The 15,455-nt window shown below is 57.2% G+C and carries 15 protein-coding genes; 1 reads left to right on the top strand and 14 read right to left on the bottom strand.

Annotation, left to right across the window (positions count from 1 at the left end):
- Window positions 1-69 precede the first annotated feature (69 nt).
- Window positions 70-1,056 carry a diaminopimelate epimerase gene (locus HX790_RS25025; RefSeq protein WP_176992426.1) on the bottom strand — a complete coding sequence of 329 codons (987 nt, stop codon included), beginning with the start codon at window positions 1,054-1,056 and terminating at the stop codon, window positions 70-72.
- Window positions 1,057-1,412: 356 nt separating this feature from the next.
- Here HX790_RS25025 and HX790_RS25020 point away from each other — a divergent pair, with 356 nt between their 5' ends.
- Window positions 1,413-2,564, top strand: coding sequence for an MFS transporter (locus tag HX790_RS25020; RefSeq protein ID WP_017135306.1), 1,152 nt, complete (start codon window positions 1,413-1,415; stop codon window positions 2,562-2,564).
- A 25-nt stretch (window positions 2,565-2,589) separates the two neighbouring features.
- Here the strand turns inward: HX790_RS25020 and HX790_RS25015 are convergent, their stop codons facing one another.
- From HX790_RS25015 to HX790_RS24955, 13 genes are all read right to left on the bottom strand, one after another.
- Complete coding sequence (locus tag HX790_RS25015) at window positions 2,590-3,126, bottom strand: type III secretion effector protein (protein ID WP_178110951.1); 537 nt, start codon at window positions 3,124-3,126, stop codon at window positions 2,590-2,592.
- 13 nt (window positions 3,127-3,139) lie between these two features.
- Window positions 3,140-3,361, bottom strand: a complete 222-nt coding sequence (locus tag HX790_RS25010) for a hypothetical protein (RefSeq protein ID WP_099550076.1) — start codon at window positions 3,359-3,361, stop codon at window positions 3,140-3,142.
- Window positions 3,362-4,175: 814 nt separating this feature from the next.
- A complete protein-coding gene (locus HX790_RS25005; RefSeq protein ID WP_099550077.1) occupies window positions 4,176-6,581 on the bottom strand; it encodes a TonB-dependent receptor in 2,406 nt (801 codons plus the stop codon).
- 97 nt (window positions 6,582-6,678) lie between these two features.
- Entirely contained in the window at window positions 6,679-7,629 is a 951-nt protein-coding gene (locus HX790_RS25000) for a FecR family protein (protein WP_176992342.1), read from the bottom strand.
- Window positions 7,630-7,661: 32 nt separating this feature from the next.
- Window positions 7,662-8,162, bottom strand: coding sequence for a sigma-70 family RNA polymerase sigma factor (locus HX790_RS24995; RefSeq protein ID WP_017135310.1), 501 nt, complete (start codon window positions 8,160-8,162; stop codon window positions 7,662-7,664).
- A 90-nt stretch (window positions 8,163-8,252) separates the two neighbouring features.
- Complete coding sequence (locus HX790_RS24990; RefSeq protein WP_176992341.1) at window positions 8,253-8,897, bottom strand: ABATE domain-containing protein; 645 nt, start codon at window positions 8,895-8,897, stop codon at window positions 8,253-8,255.
- Window positions 8,898-8,991: 94 nt separating this feature from the next.
- Complete coding sequence (gene cysC, locus HX790_RS24985; RefSeq protein ID WP_017135312.1) at window positions 8,992-9,606, bottom strand: adenylyl-sulfate kinase; 615 nt, start codon at window positions 9,604-9,606, stop codon at window positions 8,992-8,994.
- The gene (locus HX790_RS24980) at window positions 9,603-10,832 is read right to left on the bottom strand and encodes a nitrate/nitrite transporter (RefSeq protein WP_032865436.1); all 1,230 of its coding nucleotides are present in this window, start codon (window positions 10,830-10,832) and stop codon (window positions 9,603-9,605) included. Before HX790_RS24980 ends, cysC begins: the two co-directional genes overlap by 4 nt.
- A 10-nt stretch (window positions 10,833-10,842) precedes the next feature.
- Complete coding sequence (locus tag HX790_RS24975) at window positions 10,843-11,613, bottom strand: bifunctional 2-polyprenyl-6-hydroxyphenol methylase/3-demethylubiquinol 3-O-methyltransferase UbiG (RefSeq protein ID WP_170040672.1); 771 nt, start codon at window positions 11,611-11,613, stop codon at window positions 10,843-10,845.
- 12 nt (window positions 11,614-11,625) lie between these two features.
- Complete coding sequence (locus tag HX790_RS24970; protein WP_017135315.1) at window positions 11,626-12,762, bottom strand: hypothetical protein; 1,137 nt, start codon at window positions 12,760-12,762, stop codon at window positions 11,626-11,628.
- The gene (locus HX790_RS24965) at window positions 12,759-13,484 is read right to left on the bottom strand and encodes an SDR family oxidoreductase (protein WP_017135316.1); all 726 of its coding nucleotides are present in this window, start codon (window positions 13,482-13,484) and stop codon (window positions 12,759-12,761) included. Before HX790_RS24965 ends, HX790_RS24970 begins: the two co-directional genes overlap by 4 nt.
- A 10-nt stretch (window positions 13,485-13,494) precedes the next feature.
- A complete protein-coding gene (locus HX790_RS24960; RefSeq protein ID WP_176992340.1) occupies window positions 13,495-14,223 on the bottom strand; it encodes a sulfotransferase family protein in 729 nt (242 codons plus the stop codon).
- Window positions 14,220-15,443 carry a transaldolase family protein gene (locus HX790_RS24955; protein ID WP_176992339.1) on the bottom strand — a complete coding sequence of 408 codons (1,224 nt, stop codon included), beginning with the start codon at window positions 15,441-15,443 and terminating at the stop codon, window positions 14,220-14,222. Before HX790_RS24955 ends, HX790_RS24960 begins: the two co-directional genes overlap by 4 nt.
- Window positions 15,444-15,455: the final 12 nt, after the last annotated feature.

Below are 15,455 nucleotides of genomic sequence, written 5' to 3'. Positions count from 1 at the left end.
TTTAACCACACAACTAACCGATAAAGAAACGGCTGACACGCATTCAAGATATCAGCCACTTCTGCGCCTTCAGGCTTGCACGCATGCAGTCCCGAACAGACTGACGCTCAGCAGCGTTTCGGCCTGGCACTGTAAACGCACCGGCACTGTGCCACCTGGCATGACCACAGCCACCTCGCCGGCGTCAACCCAACCCGCGCGCCATGCCGCGCAGGCAACTGCGCTCGCGCTGGTACCCGAGGACGCGGTGGGTCCTTCTCCTCGCTCAAATACCCGCGTGATGACCCGATTGCCCGAAGCATGTGCGGCCCATTGCAGATTGATCCCCGCCAAACAAGGTTGGCCGCGCCCACCTGGCGGTGCAAAGGCAATGGCCCGTAACGACTCAAACAGTGCGGGCTGTTGCATCGACTGATTGTCCGGCAAGGCCTGTGCGTGCTCGACGAGCGTCACACAATGAGGATTGCCCACACGGACGAACTGGCTGACGGCCCATTGCGGGTCAATCGCCGCCAGTGCAGCCACATGGCTGAATTCACATTGCCCCAATGTTGCTGCGCCAGTACCGGTAGCGGCCACCGCTGCTGGCCCGAAACTCGGCCGGCCCAAGGCCAGCCAGAAGCCTGCAACCTGTTCAAAGATCGCCGGTTGTGAATAGGTCACCAGCACAGAGACTGAATCCTGCTTGTCGTGATGCACCTGCAACTCACACCCTTGCGTCATCAAACCTTGATCCGTCAGCGCCTGGGAAAAAATCGTCAACCCGTTACCACTGCGTTCGGCGAGCGTGCCATCAGTATTGACGATCAACACGTCAAACGGCGGCGCAGACTGGAACGGCCCGACCAGCAAACCATCGCAGCGGTGTGTCTTGGGAGTGGCCGCACGCGGTAACGTGCCCCATTCACACTCCGAGGCGATAGCCAATGCTGCCCACTCTTTTCGAGTGCTGGCAGCGCGGTCGGCACATTCAGGCACGGCAATGCCCCTGCTGCGTAGGTAGTCGGGGCTGGCCACACCGTAAATATTGCCCCGCGCGTCATAGAACAGAGTCATCGAGACACCTTCCCAAGAAAATTCACCGGAAAATTTCTCCGATTGCCTACACACTTGGTAGCAGCGTATTACAGAAAACCGGCGCAGTGGGAAGTGGACTGGAAGGTGGTAATCCAACGCAAAAACCTGGGGTTCATCCGTTTTCACGCAGATTACGCACCTTCCAGACCACCGCCCAACAATCCGATAGCCTCTGTGTGGTCGCCACCGTCCATGACGTTCCGCTGCTGTAACAATAAACCTGCACCTGCGTGTCAGCCCCTCTCTTCAAGGGAACCCGGCTCGCTCGACAGGGCCTGATGTGCAAGGATGTCGCGCCGGACATCGTTCGTTGAACGCAAAACCAAGGATTTTTCATGACTGCCATCCCCACCCCAGCGCCCGTGGTTCCCGGACGGCTGGAACAAATGTCGACGCGCATTGCCTTTTTCATCGCCGGCTTCGGTATCGCGGCCTGGGCGCCGCTGGTGCCCTACGCCAAGGCACGGGCAAACCTCAATGAAGGCACGCTGGGCCTGTTGCTGTTGTGCCTGGGCGTCGGATCGATCATCGCCATGCCGATGGCTGGCGCCCTGGCTTCACGCTTCGGCTGCCGCCGGGTGCTGACCGCCGGCACAATCATGATCTGCCTGGCACTGCCGATGCTCGCCACGGTCAGTTCAATCCCCTTGCTGATCGCCGGGCTGTTCCTGTTCGGTGGGGGCCTGGGCACTGTGGATTCGACGGTCAACCTGCAGGCGGTCATCGTTGAGCGTGCCAGCGGCAAAACCATGATGTCGGGCTTCCACGGGTTGTTCAGCCTTGGCGGCATCGTCGGCGCAGCAGGGGTTGCCGGGCTGCTGGGGCTGGGCTTGTCGCCGTTGCAGGCGACCCTGGTGGTGATCGTCATCATGGCGCTTGCATTGTTCAAGGCCGGGCCTCATCTACTGCCCTACGGCAGCGAAAGCTCAGGCCCGGCGTTTGCCGTGCCGCACGGTGTGGTGTTGTTTATCGGCTGCCTGTGTTTCATCGTGTTCCTGGCCGAAGGCGCCGTGCTGGATTGGAGCGCGGTGTTTCTCAATGCAGAACGCGGTCTGGATGAAGCTTACGCAGGCTTGGGGTACGCGGCGTTTGCCTTGACCATGACCGCAGGGCGCCTGACCGGTGATTCGATTGTCCGCCGCCTGGGCGCCACCCGCGTGATCGTCATTGGCGGCGCGCTGGCGACTGCCGGCATGTTGCTCGCGACATTATTGCCGGCCTGGGAAACGGCGCTGTTGGGGTATGCCTTGGTGGGCGCCGGCTGCTCGAATATCGTACCGGTGCTGTACACCGCCGTCGGTAAACAAACGGTCATGCCGGAACATATCGCCGTGCCGGCCATCACCACGCTGGGGTATGCCGGTATTCTCGCCGGGCCTGCAGTTATCGGGTTTATCGCCCACGGCAGTAGCCTGAGCACGGCCTTTGTGCTGATTGCGCTGCTGCTGGCCGGGGTGGCCATCAGCGGTAAAATTCTCAAGGTGTAACAAGCTCACCGCACAAGGCCATGGGCTATCTGGCTTTGTGCGCTTCGTATTGTTCCAGCCAGCGTTCCAGGCTTTTGTTACAAAGCCAACCCTCATGCCTGGGACGCCCCAGCAAACGCATGTTGTTGGCACGCTCCAGCGAACGCAGCAGGCCTGGGCGCTCAATGATATTTTTGGCGGTGTAGACGCAGTGTTCACTGTACTTTTTCCTCGGTAGCCCAGTAGCGGGTTCCAACAGGGGCCGGCCCTGCGAATCGAGGTCGTCAGGATCACTCATCACGATTTTGAGCTGGGTTATTTCCACGTATTCAAGCGCTTCAAAAAATACCGTGCGGTCTTTGGGTATGTCCCGCAACTGTTTGAAATAGCCTTGCAAAGCCATTACGACCTCGGCGTTGCCCTGATCATGAAAAGGGTCCTGGCTGAAGGCGCCAGGGGAGCTGTTACCCAGCAACGCTGCAGCGGCTGCGCTCAGGCTGTCGCGGGTGATGTATCCCGCGCCGTCGATGATCGCGTCGTTCAGCAGCGGGCGGTTGAGAATTTCCCTGACCAGCAGGATCATACGGTCGCGCACCTTACTCTCCACTCAAGGTTTGAGCTGCGATCTGGCGCAACGACGCCTGCGTCAAGCGGCCTTCTTTTAAAAAACCGTGCAGCTCGCCAAAGTGTTTTTCCAGCTCGCCCGCCAATTGGCTATCAGTGGAACTCGGACCTGGCGGTGTGGTGTTGGCGCGAGCCGTGGGTGCATTTTGCAGCGCCTGCTGGCGCAGCGAAGACAAGCCTCCACGCCACAACATGGGTCGCTGCGACGGCAACTCCCGCGTTGCGAATGACTCATCGCCGGGCGAATGAAAAACGCGGGACGATGAAACCCGACCTACCTCTGGCCCGCCCAGGCCGATTGGCTGCGCGCGCAGTATTGCACCCTCAATCTTCATGCTTCATCTCTCGCCTTTTGCAGATCCATGCTTGCCTGAAAGTCAGTACCAGAGTGGCCCGAATCATCGATTCGCCCTCTGGGCAGCAAGCAACCGATATGTGGTTAGCGCCACGCGATAGTTCCGGCCGGCAGGAGCATCCCAATAACAGCATGTAACACTGGATCACCCAGGTGTTTGCCCACGCAACCGGGAGCAGAGGCCATTGATCAGCGCAGCCCAGCGAAAAATGGGGCGCCTCAAGCAGTGAGCGCTAGCGTTGTCGGCAGGCCCTGACGCATGCAGCCCGCGGGCAAAATCATCTGCGACGGGCGCCTGGAATTTTTTTTGACCCACAAATGCTTTCATTCGCAGCGTTTCGGTGGCGTATACCGTCGACAAGGCTGCGCAGGTGTCTTCCTTACTTGACGATGTCGAGCAAGCAACTTCATGCCAGCCATCAAAGGTGCACCGGCCATCGGTCTGGCCGGATTGAAACGAAGGTGAAGTCATGTCTGGCCCCTGGTTCAGCGTCTGAAAACGACCAGTACGATCAACGTCGCTGGTTACAACCTGTGTGGCAAACGCGCGGAAACAGTTCCTGCCCGGGCCCGGGCAGCTTGGTGAGCACCTTGAAAAACAAGTCAAAAAAAATCGCAGCCCTTGAGCTGCGATTTTTCTTACAAACGGTCGGTCAGAAGCCGACGCTCGCCTGCACGAAGAACGTACGCGGCTGACCGAGGTACAACCCGGCGTTGTTGTCACTGGATCGAGTGTAGTGCTGTTGGTCAAAGACGTTCTTCACGCCCACACCCAGTTTCAGGTTCGACAGTTGCGCGCCGAAGTCATACCCGCTGCGCACGTTGACCGAGACATAACCGGGGATATCGCCGTACTGCCCATCGGCGGTGCCCTGGGTGATGTAGGTGGTGCCAGTACCCGGCGCACGCTGACCGGATTGGGCATAGACGTCCAGGTTATGGGTCCAGTGATTGATGTCGTAGCGCAGGCCCGCCGTCAGCACTTCACGGGAGTAGAGCGGCAGGTCGCGGCCCTTGAACGGCACATCACCCTCGGCAGTCGCCTTGGTGTAGGTGAAGCCCGCGTTGGCAGTCAGGCCATCGAGGCGTGGGTCCAGGTTCGACAGGTCGTAGTGGGCCGAGGTTTCGATACCCTGGTGCCTGGTGGCGCCGAGGTTGGTCCAACCCACGTCGTTGCTCACATATTGCAGCTCATCCGAGAAGTCGATGTAGAACAGCGTCACTTCGCCGCCCCAGACACTGTCGTTGTAGCGTGTGCCGATCTCGTAGGTCTTGGCTTTTTCCGGGTTCAGGCCGTCGGCCGCCTGGTTGACGCGACCGCCCTGCCCGATCTGCGCGTACTGCAGGCTGCCGAATGAGGTTTCGTAGTTGGCGAAGACTTTCCAGGCATCGGAAATGTGGTACATCACGCTCAACGCCGGCAACGGCTCGTTACTATTGATTTTGCGATTCTTTTCCACGGTGCGCACACCGTTCAAGGCAACCACCGGGCGGTCATGCCAGTTGGTTTCAATGTGTTCAAAGCGGATGCCCGGCGTGACGGTCCACTTGCCGATATCGATTTTGTTGTCGATGTAGAACGCATTGGCGACGGTGCCGCCAGTGCGATCCTGGTAAACATGCCCGTCATTTTGCCCGCCCGGCGTCGGGACGTTGTTGACCAGATTGAGGCTGCTGGCCTGTTCATGCATGCCTTCTTTGAGGTAGCGATAACCAACGCTGACTTCCTGGGTGCTCGGGCCCACGTCGAACACATGGGAGATCCGCGGCTCGATGCCGAAGGTGTAGTAGCTGCGCGGGTAGGAACTGATGGTCTTGAGGTCGCGGTTGGCAATGTTGCTGCCACGGAAGCTGTCGATGTAATAGGTCAGCACTTCGGCCTGGGTACGGTCGTCGATCTGGCGGAGGTACTTGAAGGACACATCCTTGCGACGGCCGCTGAAATTGTCCCAATCGCGCATCGACTGATACGGGTTGGCGTCAAATTGCTTCTGGGTCAGGCCGCCGGGCATATCGGCGTTGGCATTGTAATAGTGAAGGTTCAGCGAGAAATCGTCTTGATCGGTCGGCGCCCAGTGGGTCTTGAGGATCACGTCGTCGATGTCGTTGGAGTTGTTGCTGTTGCGGTAGCCGTTGCCATTTACCCCGGTATACAGCAACGCCACGCCCATGCCGTTATCGGCAGTACCGCCGACAAAAGCATTGTCGACGTGTTTCCAGCCGCCGTGGGCAGAGGTTTCCAGGGTGGTGCCGACTTCGCCCGAGGCTTGCTCAGGAATCGCGCGGGTCACGAAGTTGATCACGCCGCCGACGTTCTGCGGCCCATAACGGACAGAACCTGCGCCGCGCACCACGTCGATACTGTCCAGGTTACCGGCAGAAATCGGCGCCATCGACAGTTGCGGCTGACCATACGGAGCGAACGCCGCCGGCACACCGTCGATCAATACGGTGGAGCGCGGCGACAGGCGCGAGGTCAGGCCACGCACGCCGACGTTGAGGGAAATATCGCTGCCACCCGTGCCGTTAGCCTCTTGCACCTGCACGCCAGGGACGCGGCGCAGCACGTCACTGACATTCATCGCCCCCTGCTCCACCATGGCTTCACGGCGGATCACAGTACGTGCGCCCGGATGGTTCTGCACCACTTCGGCATTGGCATCGCCCAGCCAGTCGCCGACCACTTTGATGTCAGTGACGCCCAACTCCACCGGCGAGCCGGCTTCCCCCGTGCCGCTGCGCAGTGGACGAAGGGTCACGGAACCGGCATCGATCTGGTAATCCAGGCCGCTGCCCTGGAGCAATTGGCGCAGAGCCTGCTCGGGAGACAGGTTGCCGTCCACTGCAGGCGCATGCTTGCCCGCGACCATGTCAGGGCTGAAGAACACTTGCAGGGAAGTCTGCTGGCCCAGTTGACTCAGAGCAGCGCCCAGCGGCTGCGAGCGAATATGGATGCCGTCGGCCGCAGAGGCCGCAGGCAGGGCGGAACTGACCGCAAGCGCCAGCGCCAGGGGCGCCCAACGGGAGACTTTATTGTTGTTCACGACAAGTTTTTTCACGTCGAACCTAGTCCTGTGATCGCAAGAGTGTGCGGCTGTTAATGCAAACCAGTTGCAGTTGCAGAAGAAGACGAAGAACTCGAAAAAAACCTGAATATCAGCGTGAAATAATTTCCTGACTGCCGTCCGGCAAGGCTCGTACCGCCACTGGCAGGATATGTGGCAGCGCTTTGAGCAAGGCGTCGGTGTCGCTGGATTTGAACACGCTGGTCAGCCGCAGGTTGCTCACCGCCGCCGTGTTGACCCGCAACGGCTGCTCGCGATAGCGCGATACTTCCCGCGCGACTTCGCCGAGGGTGGCGTTGTTGAACACCAACTTGCCCGTGCGCCAGGCTGTCAGCTCATCAGCATTCACGGCATACGCCGTAACGACTTGCCCGGTAGAATCGACATGCGTGCCCAGCCCTGCCGTGAGCATCACGATCTGATCCGACGCACGCCCCTGCACCTTGACCGTGCCGGCCTCGACCACCACGCGGGTCTGGTCGTCATCACGGCGAACATCAAAACGCGTGCCGGTGACCGTGACCTGCCCTGCCCCGGCGGCCACCACAAATGGGCGGCGGGTGTCGTGCTCGACGCTGAACATGGCTTCGCCCTGTTTGATTTCTACGCCGCGCCGCCCCTTTTCATAGTGCACCGCCACCACGCTGCGGCTATTCAGGTCCATCACCGAACCGTCGGGCAATGCCACTTGGCGATGCTCGCCCAAGCGCGTGCTGAACTCGGCACTGTAGGGTTTGGGATGATCAAGCCCGCTGAACAGGCCAAGCCCCAAGGCGATGGCCACCACACTGGCAGCCACGGCGTAACGCACAATAGCGCGACGTTTGGGGCGTTCGACCGGGGCCTCGCACAGCGCTTGCAAACGCGCCGTGGGCACAAGGTCGGCGGCGTTCCACAGGCCTTGCAGCACTTCAAATTCGTATTGATGCTCAGGCTGCTCGGCACACCACGCATCAAAACTCTGTTGTTCTTCGGGGTTCAACTCGGCGTTTTGCAGGCGTACAAACCATTGCGCGGCTTCGTCGCGAGCACGGCTATCCATCGTGGAAGATCCTGTTTCAAAACGGGCAGAGTTCATGGGGCCATCGCGTCCAGGCGGTCGCGCAGATGCCGCAAGGTGCGGATCATATACTTTTCCACCATGTTTTTAGACAGGCCCAGGCGTACGGCGATTTCTTGCTGGGTGAGGCCCTCGATTTTCTGCCAGATAAATATCTTGCGACAGTTAAGCGGCAACTCGGCCAAGGCCCGCTCGATGGAGTCCGCCAATTGGATCGCGTGCATGACATGCTCCGGGTCACCGTTGTGGGGCGAACGCTGATCAAAGGCGTCCAATGCCAGCGCCTCACGCCGGTCTTCGCGACGGTAAGCGTCCACCGCAATGTTGCGCGCCGTTTGATGCAGATAGGCGCGCGGTTGCTCAACGTCGCTCGAACGCGACTCAAGCACGCGCACGAAGGTGTCGTGAGCCAGGTCTTCAGCCTGCTGACGGTTTCTCAGGCGGCGTGTCCAGGTTCCGATCAACTCTTCGTAATGCTCGAAAAAGCCTGTTCTGCGGGGCGGCTGAGGAATCATCGCGTGAGCACTGGAAGACGGGGCGTGAATAGTAATGCTTCCTATTAAGCGGAGCAATTGCTTCCCATCGCTCGCCTTACTGCGTTGCAACTAAAGATGACTGGCCGCCTGTTTGAGTCGGCTCAGTTTCTCTCGGCTGCCACACACACTCATCTGGCACCACTTACGTTGTTTACTTTTGGAGAGATCGAGAAATATCCAATCGCAATCCGCGCAACTGCAGCACCTCAACGCGTGAAGTTCACTCGATACCAGCAGTTGCGTCGCGTCTGTTGCCAGGCGTGCGATCAGCATCGACGTCAACTCCTGCGCAGATGCGCAGGTGCGCCAACCCCATGCGGGCATCCCGTCAATGGAGCGCAATACTCGCCACACCGCGCCTTGTTGGTAGTGCAGATTGATCTGCTGTAATGCCTCATCGGTGACGTTCTGGCGTAATGACAGGTTGTGGAAGACGCCGTACAGACGCTCTCTGAATGCAATAACAGCGTCCAGGTCTGGCTGGAAGGATATAGGCGAGTCAAACACCATAGGCGAGTATGTATCGTACTCTTGCTCAGAGAGCAAAGAGGCGTGTAATGCCCACTCAATGAAGAACTTAAAACTGGTGAGCCGCTCTTCCGTCACCTTAAGTGTGGAATACGGCCTGCGCCCATTAGTGGTATTGATAAAATCCAATACCCGGGCGCCGCCGATCAGCCGGATTGATTTTGCAGTGCCCGTGAAATGTGTCATTCCAACTCCCGAAAAACCTGCACGCTCTGCCTTGGCAGAGAATACCTCGTTTCTTGGAGTCGAAGTCGTCACCCCGTAGCTGGAAGACCAATGGCTAAGCAGGGGCCTGCGCACGCGCCATCCAATCAAGAATGATCCCGACCGATTGTTCAACCGAAAACACGTGGGTCTGCAGATGCACTTCAGGAAACAGCGGAGTGTCGTAGTTCGAATCAATACCCGTAAAGTTCTTGAGCAGCCCGGATCGCGCCTTTTTATACAAACCTTTAGGGTCCCGCTGTTCGACAGTTGCCAGTGGGGCATCCACGTGGACTTCTACAAAATGGTCGTTGCCAATAATCGAGCGCGCGTAATGCCGACTGGCCGATGACGGCGAGATCAGCGCGACAATGACGATAAGTCCCGCCTCCACCATCAAACCCGCCACCTCAGCGACCCGCCGAATGTTTTCATCCCGATCACTGTCGGTAAACCCCAAGTCACGACAAAGCCCACTGCGTACCGAATCGCCGTCAATGATGCAGGTAAACCGGCCTTGGGCCCTTAAGGCAATATCCAGCGCATCGGCAATGGTCGATTTCCCGGAGGCAGAAAGGCCAGTCATCCAAATGACCCTAGGTATTTGCTTCATAAGTGACTGTTCGGCACGCGCGTGGCTGAACGCAAACTCATGCAAATTCTGTTGTGGGCCCTGTGCAAAATAGCTCATGACCGTTCTCCCTCCGTCAGCGAAACAGGCTGTTTGCCCAACATGAACACCATCACGCATTGCAATAACAGAAGCAGCGAAACCACCCAATAGACTGTCGCGAACGAGCCTGTCAGGTCTTTGGACAGTCCGCCCAGAAAGTTACCGCACACGCCACCCAGGCCAATCAGCACATTGGCAATGCCAAATGCCTGCGTCAGCCGGTTGACCGGAACGATTTGTCCGATATAGCTGGGGACCAGCCCGAAGATAGGGTAGAACGCCAGCGCAAACAAAAAAGCCGCCAAATAGAACAACGCGATAGCGTTAAAACTGAACACCAGCATGGCTGCCAGACCCGCACTCAGAAAGCACATGGCCAAGGCCGCCCTGGCACCCACTTTGTCCGCAACCCACCCCACCAAAAAGCCCGACGCCATCCCCACAGCGCCGATCGTCGTCCAGATAAACCCTGCGTCCTGTACCGAAACGCCTAATTCATCGCGAAGGTAAGGTGCCAGATAAGTCTGAAACGGCAGCAGTGCCATCCCATTGAGAAAGGCGATGCCCCAGATCAGGTACAGCGAACGGCTCAGCCATGACGTGTGGCCATCGAGCGACCGCGAGCGCTCACCTGAAAAACCAGCCGCCTGCTCCGCCCCCATGTTACGCAACAGAAACCAGGCCACGAAACAGAGGCCCAATGACACAAGGCCGGCGGTCAACCAGATCGAGCGCCATCCACCCTGCAAGGTGAGAAACGACACCAGTAACCCGTTGATGAACACGCCATAGCTGGTGCCACTGGAGATCAGCCCCATGACCCGGGAGCGATTACCTGGACTGAAACCCTTGGTGACGATTTCTGCCAGCGGGATGTAAACCGAAGCGGAGCACCCTCCCAGCAAAATCAACAACCCACCCGACAACCAAATGCTGTCGCTGACGCTCAAGCCCAGCAGGGCCAGAGACGTCACTACGGTGGATACCAGGCTGATTTTCCAACCTTCGAAAAAACGGCTGATGTAACTGGTGACCGAAGAAAACAGCAGAAAGCCGATCTGTGCGCCGCCGGTGATCAAGCCCACAGTGGTGTAGTCAAAGCCGATATCTCGGCGCATATCAACGACCAGGTTGGCGAACAAGTAAACGCCGAACCCATAGGTACTGGCCACAAACCCTGTCAGTACGACTGCCAGCACCACGCTGTCCAGCGCGCGAGAATTATTCTGTACGAGTGTGCTCATCATGACGCCCTCACACGGCGCGGGCGGTGTGGATGACAAAATCACAATTCATCCTGTCGAAGTCACGCTGAAAATCACCGTAATCTTCATGGGCAGAGAAGCCGCTAGCCTGAATCTCGTCGGCCAGTTCCTTGGGTAATAACGGATACACTTTCAGGCTGTAGCGTTGTTTATCTTCAAAGTCGTAAATGAACTCGCACACCTGTGCATCGACCCTTCCCAGGCTGACCGACGCACTGGCCCCGCAGTAATAATAATTGCCGCTGGATTTGAAGTTGCCCGCGCGGATAGCAAAAAAATTACGCTGATCAACAATCAACACACCGCCTGGCTTGAGCAATGCCCTGAACTTGCGCAGCACGCTCATGCGGTCGTGCGCCTCAAACACATGGCACAGTGAACTGCCCAGGCACACTACGGCATCGAACGTGCCCAGCACGTCCGGGTCGAGGTCAAGCCACTCCATATGGTGGGATTCAATAGCCAATTCACGTTCAAGGAAGTTCTGCCGGGCTTTTTTCAACATCGTGCCGCTACCGTCCGTAGCGACCACCTTGAAACCTGCCTGTTTGAGTTGCACGGCATGAAAACCACTGCCCGTGGATACATCCAGCACCGATCTCACACCGTGACTTTTCAGCAACTGCTCAAAGAACCCCTTCTCGCCGGCCTTTCTTTTTTCCCAATCAATCAACGCGTCCCAGCGCTCGACAAAGTCCGACGAATATTGAGTTGAGTAATTGGCTACTTCCTCGTGTTCATACCCCAGAATTTGACTCATGGCACACCGCTCCTAGCCGATTGAATTCTTGAAAGACAGGTACTTTCCCGCCAACTCCCGAGCACAGTCCGCGGACTGCCGAACCGACATGATGTCCTTGGAGTACCCCAGCATCGTCTGCATGATTGCCATGCACCTGGGGTTGAAGGTGACCGAGCCGTCACAATGGATTTCGTCGATACCGTCGTGGCTTTGGCAAATGCTGTTAAGGCGCACCGCGTCGTCGTAGGGGCATTTGTCGGAGAACTGCACATTGATGCGTCCGTCCTGAAGCCAGACCGGATAGCCGCCCGGAAGCCCCAACGGACCGGGCGCGTGCACCAGTACCGGCGTCGGTGAGAACAGCCCTTCGATCACGGTGACCGCAGAACACGCGGTTAGAAACTGCCCATCAACCCCGCCCAAGCGACGAAACTCGGATTTCACCGTAGAAAAAATCACCTCATCGGACAGACGAGCGACTTCGCGCCGGCCGCGAACCTCATACAACAAGCGATAGCTGGCACGCGGGGGCCGTCCGCCCCGTGGCACGTAGTGGCTGAAATAATGCTGGGCATACAGCATCACCTCCACGTCAGCGGGAGAACACTTCAGCAACCGCGCGATGGAGAAACGCACGGCCGGAATCAGGTTGGCGACATTACCCACCCCGATGTCAGGGGCCAGACCGACCCTGGCCAGAATCGGATTGACGGCGTCAGGAAAGGCCGCATTGACGGTCAGGGTCGTGATACCGGAAGCCTTCACTGCCTGCATCAAGTCATGCATCAGTGTCAGGTGCATGGGTAACCAGGGACCGAACTGTGCCTGGTCAAGTTGTTCGAACGAGTGTTTGGGCAACCCGGTGATCACTCTCCATGACTGCAACGAGGCGCAGTTCACGATGATGTCCGGCGCATGTTCCCGAAGCACTTGGGTAACGCTGCCGATATCCGTCAAGTCCGCGATCACTGGCGAGATAGCAACATACTGCTCCAGTTGTGCGCACGACAGCGTCACCAGGTTACACATCCGGATGGTCATTTCTTCGTTGCGCCCCAGCACGACAAACTCGAACCTGTTCCTGGGCGCCAGAATCTTGAGAATGTGCAGGCACAAATTACCTGCGCCCACCAACAGCAACTTTTTCTTCGGTATGGGCTGGCTCACCGTGGGTAGGCTCCGTTATCAACCGGGATAACCTTGCCGGTCATATGACGAAAACCTTCACCGACCAACAGCAAAATGACCTCAGCAACACCACTGGGCAGGATGGGGTCTTTAAGAATTTCCTGGCGCGCGTATTCAGCCCGCCGATATTCAGGAATAGTGTCGTAGATGGCCGTGTCGTGAATCAGTGCCGGAGACACCGCGTTTACCCGCACAAAAGGGGCGAAGTTCCAGGCATTGGCCTTGGTCAAACCGATCACTGCAGCCTTCGTGGCGCCGTACAGGGCATCACAACTGCCCACTTCCCCTGCCACTGAGGTGATATTGACGATGCTGCGCGGTGCTTCGTGCTTCATTTCGCGTTCGGCGAAATCTTTGGAAAGGTAAACCAAGGCTTTAAGGTTAACGTTAAGCATTTCATCCACTTCGTTATCGGAATAGGCATAAATGCTTTTGCCGTGATACAGCCCTGCATTATTAATTAACCCATAGATAGTGGCATGACGCTCATACAGGCTTGGAATAAAGCCCTTGATCACAGCGTCACTGGAAAGATCGGCAACCTGTGTCTCTAATACACTCGCACTGTAAGTCTGTTGCAAGGTGTTGAGCGCATCCACGTCCTTATCGACGGCAATCACAAAGTAACCATCAACAATCGCCTGCTCCAGTGTCGCCCTACCAATTCCATTAGCGGCACCGGTAATAATCAATTTTTTCATGCCCTGTTTCCTATTGACAGAATTCGTTCATGCGCGCGTAAAAAATCCGGTGATAGTCATACATCGCTTTTAACGCTGGCGTATTATCGAGAACCTCTTTATCGGGCTGAGTCTTACTCGACGAAATAATGCACTCACTGTTTTCTGCGGCGACGTGCCAACTTCGCCAGGTTTTCCATTGCGGAGGGCACTCGCGTTTCCACACCATGGCTTGCGGCAGAAATTCAATATCCAAATAGTCACACAGTTTGCCAATCACGCGCTCCGGCGCTGCCGCCAGGTCATCAGCATTAATCACATAGGGCACTTTGCCGGTGAGTTTGGTGACCACACAAAAGATCTCATACAAGGCTTTATGCCCGATGGCTTGCAACGGCATGTTGGGGTGTATTCGATAATGCGAAAGAATGCTGCTGGCGGGCTCCCGAATAAGAAAGATATTGTCTTGTTGCGCCAGAAAGTCCACGTCTACTTTTAAGTCATCGAGGCAGTGATAACACATGTCTTTGTGAAATACGCTGGCCGTCTCCCTGGCCTTGACCAGTCGTTCTTTTATGCCCTGATACGTGGTTGGAAAACTATGATCCCATTCATCCGAAGGAATGGCAGAGTCTGCAGAAAATGCCATATGAGCAAACGGCTCGTGGAAGACTTCAAAGTCTTTGCGCTCGATAAACACGCGCTCCAACACCGTTGAACGAGAACGGGGGTGCGCCCATAACCCGACCATCTTGTTCATACGAGCACCCCATATTCGGCCGCCATGATCGCACTGAGCGAGCGACTGAAAGCGTGCACAGGGGGGCAGAGTCGAGTGCAAAAATCGGCCAAGCGTCGGTGCGCACTGTTGGCCTCATTGCACGTGTTGATAAAAGCCTCATGATTGCAAAAGTCATAAGGCTCAATGCCATCCAGGCAGTAGGCTTCGCAGAAATACGGAATACGAAACAACTTCGCGAGCGTCGAAGCCGGGGGCTTCAAGGGTTCCCCTGCAGGAAATACAGGTTTACCGCGACTTTCGCGCTCAATCAAAAACTCAACCACCTCCGGCGTCAGTGTGTAGCACGTCGCCGACAAGCCGGTCTTCTCCAAGTGCCAGCAATGCTTGTTTCCACGCTCGTCGACATCGACTTTTATACTGGAAAGCAGGGTTTTGACAGGAACGGAAGACGCCGAGACCAGCGCCTGTATCTGCTCATAAACCAGCAACTCGGCCCAGCGCAGATCCTCTGGACTCAGCGTCAGGCCACGCTCCGCCGCTTGTAACGCAAGCTCGGGTTGACAGCCGAAGCGGCCGATCATGAACGTGATCACGTACTTGCAATGGCTTGTGTCAACACCCTTGCTGCGTGCAGTCACCCTTCCACGCTCTATTGCCTGGATGCCTGCCTTGAATTGCGAAACAGTGAAGCAGAACGTGATGTTGAGAGAACTTCCTTGCGCCACTAAGTGCTCGACAGTCGTAAGGCCTTCCTGGCTTGCGGGGACCTTCACCATCACATTCGCAGACAACTGACGCAGCGCCACTCCCCTGGCAGTCATGCGTTCAGCGCAGCGCACATCGACCGGATCAACTTGAGCGCTAATCCAGCCTTCACACTGCCCGGATTGAACCCAGCGTTGCTTCAGGTCCGCAGCCCCCTGCACGATCACTTCGTCGTACAGTTTCCTGCGCAACTCTTGGGGCGCCAGTTTGGCAAGATTAAACCGCGACAACCAATACTCGCGTTTTTCAAGAATCACCGCAGTGACCAGTCGAGGGTTTGTCGTCACATTGCTGAACCCACCGGGTTGCGAAAATGTGTCTGGCATTAACTGCTCTATGCAGCCAGACGCTGCCGGGTATTTTTCAAGCAAGTGTTTCTTATAAGGCACATAGACGGCAGGCGACGAATCCCACCAGACCTCCGAACGTTGATCATTACCCTTTAGCCGCTCTGTATAACCTGAAGTCTTCACAACGCCTCCTCC

Source organism: Pseudomonas sp. IPO3747, assembly GCF_013385245.1.
Classification (GTDB): Bacteria; Pseudomonadota; Gammaproteobacteria; order Pseudomonadales; family Pseudomonadaceae; genus Aquipseudomonas; species Aquipseudomonas edaphica.
The sequence above is the reverse complement of the archived record's forward strand: the minus strand, read 5'-3'. Positions and strand labels throughout refer to the sequence as shown.

Bases quoted from the DNA above. Each gene is read 5' to 3' on its own strand.
- HX790_RS24995 (WP_017135310.1), bottom strand. From the start codon at position 8,162: ATGATTCCTCAGCCGCCCCGCAGAACAGGCTTTTTCGAGCATTACGAA.
- HX790_RS24975 (WP_170040672.1), bottom strand. From the start codon at position 11,613: ATGAGTCAAATTCTGGGGTATGAACACGAGGAAGTAGCCAATTACTCA.
- HX790_RS25025 (WP_176992426.1), bottom strand. From the start codon at position 1,056: ATGACTCTGTTCTATGACGCGCGGGGCAATATTTACGGTGTGGCCAGC.
- HX790_RS25010 (WP_099550076.1), bottom strand. From the start codon at position 3,361: ATGTTGTGGCGTGGAGGCTTGTCTTCGCTGCGCCAGCAGGCGCTGCAA.
- HX790_RS24960 (WP_176992340.1), bottom strand. From the start codon at position 14,223: ATGAACAAGATGGTCGGGTTATGGGCGCACCCCCGTTCTCGTTCAACG.
- HX790_RS24990 (WP_176992341.1), bottom strand. From the start codon at position 8,897: ATGACACATTTCACGGGCACTGCAAAATCAATCCGGCTGATCGGCGGC.
- HX790_RS25000 (WP_176992342.1), bottom strand. From the start codon at position 7,629: ATGGATAGCCGTGCTCGCGACGAAGCCGCGCAATGGTTTGTACGCCTG.
- HX790_RS25020 (WP_017135306.1), top strand. From the start codon at position 1,413: ATGACTGCCATCCCCACCCCAGCGCCCGTGGTTCCCGGACGGCTGGAA.
- HX790_RS25015 (WP_178110951.1), bottom strand. From the start codon at position 3,126: ATGATCCTGCTGGTCAGGGAAATTCTCAACCGCCCGCTGCTGAACGAC.
- HX790_RS24965 (WP_017135316.1), bottom strand. From the start codon at position 13,484: ATGAAAAAATTGATTATTACCGGTGCCGCTAATGGAATTGGTAGGGCG.
- cysC (WP_017135312.1), bottom strand. From the start codon at position 9,606: ATGAGCTATTTTGCACAGGGCCCACAACAGAATTTGCATGAGTTTGCG.
- HX790_RS24980 (WP_032865436.1), bottom strand. From the start codon at position 10,832: ATGAGCACACTCGTACAGAATAATTCTCGCGCGCTGGACAGCGTGGTG.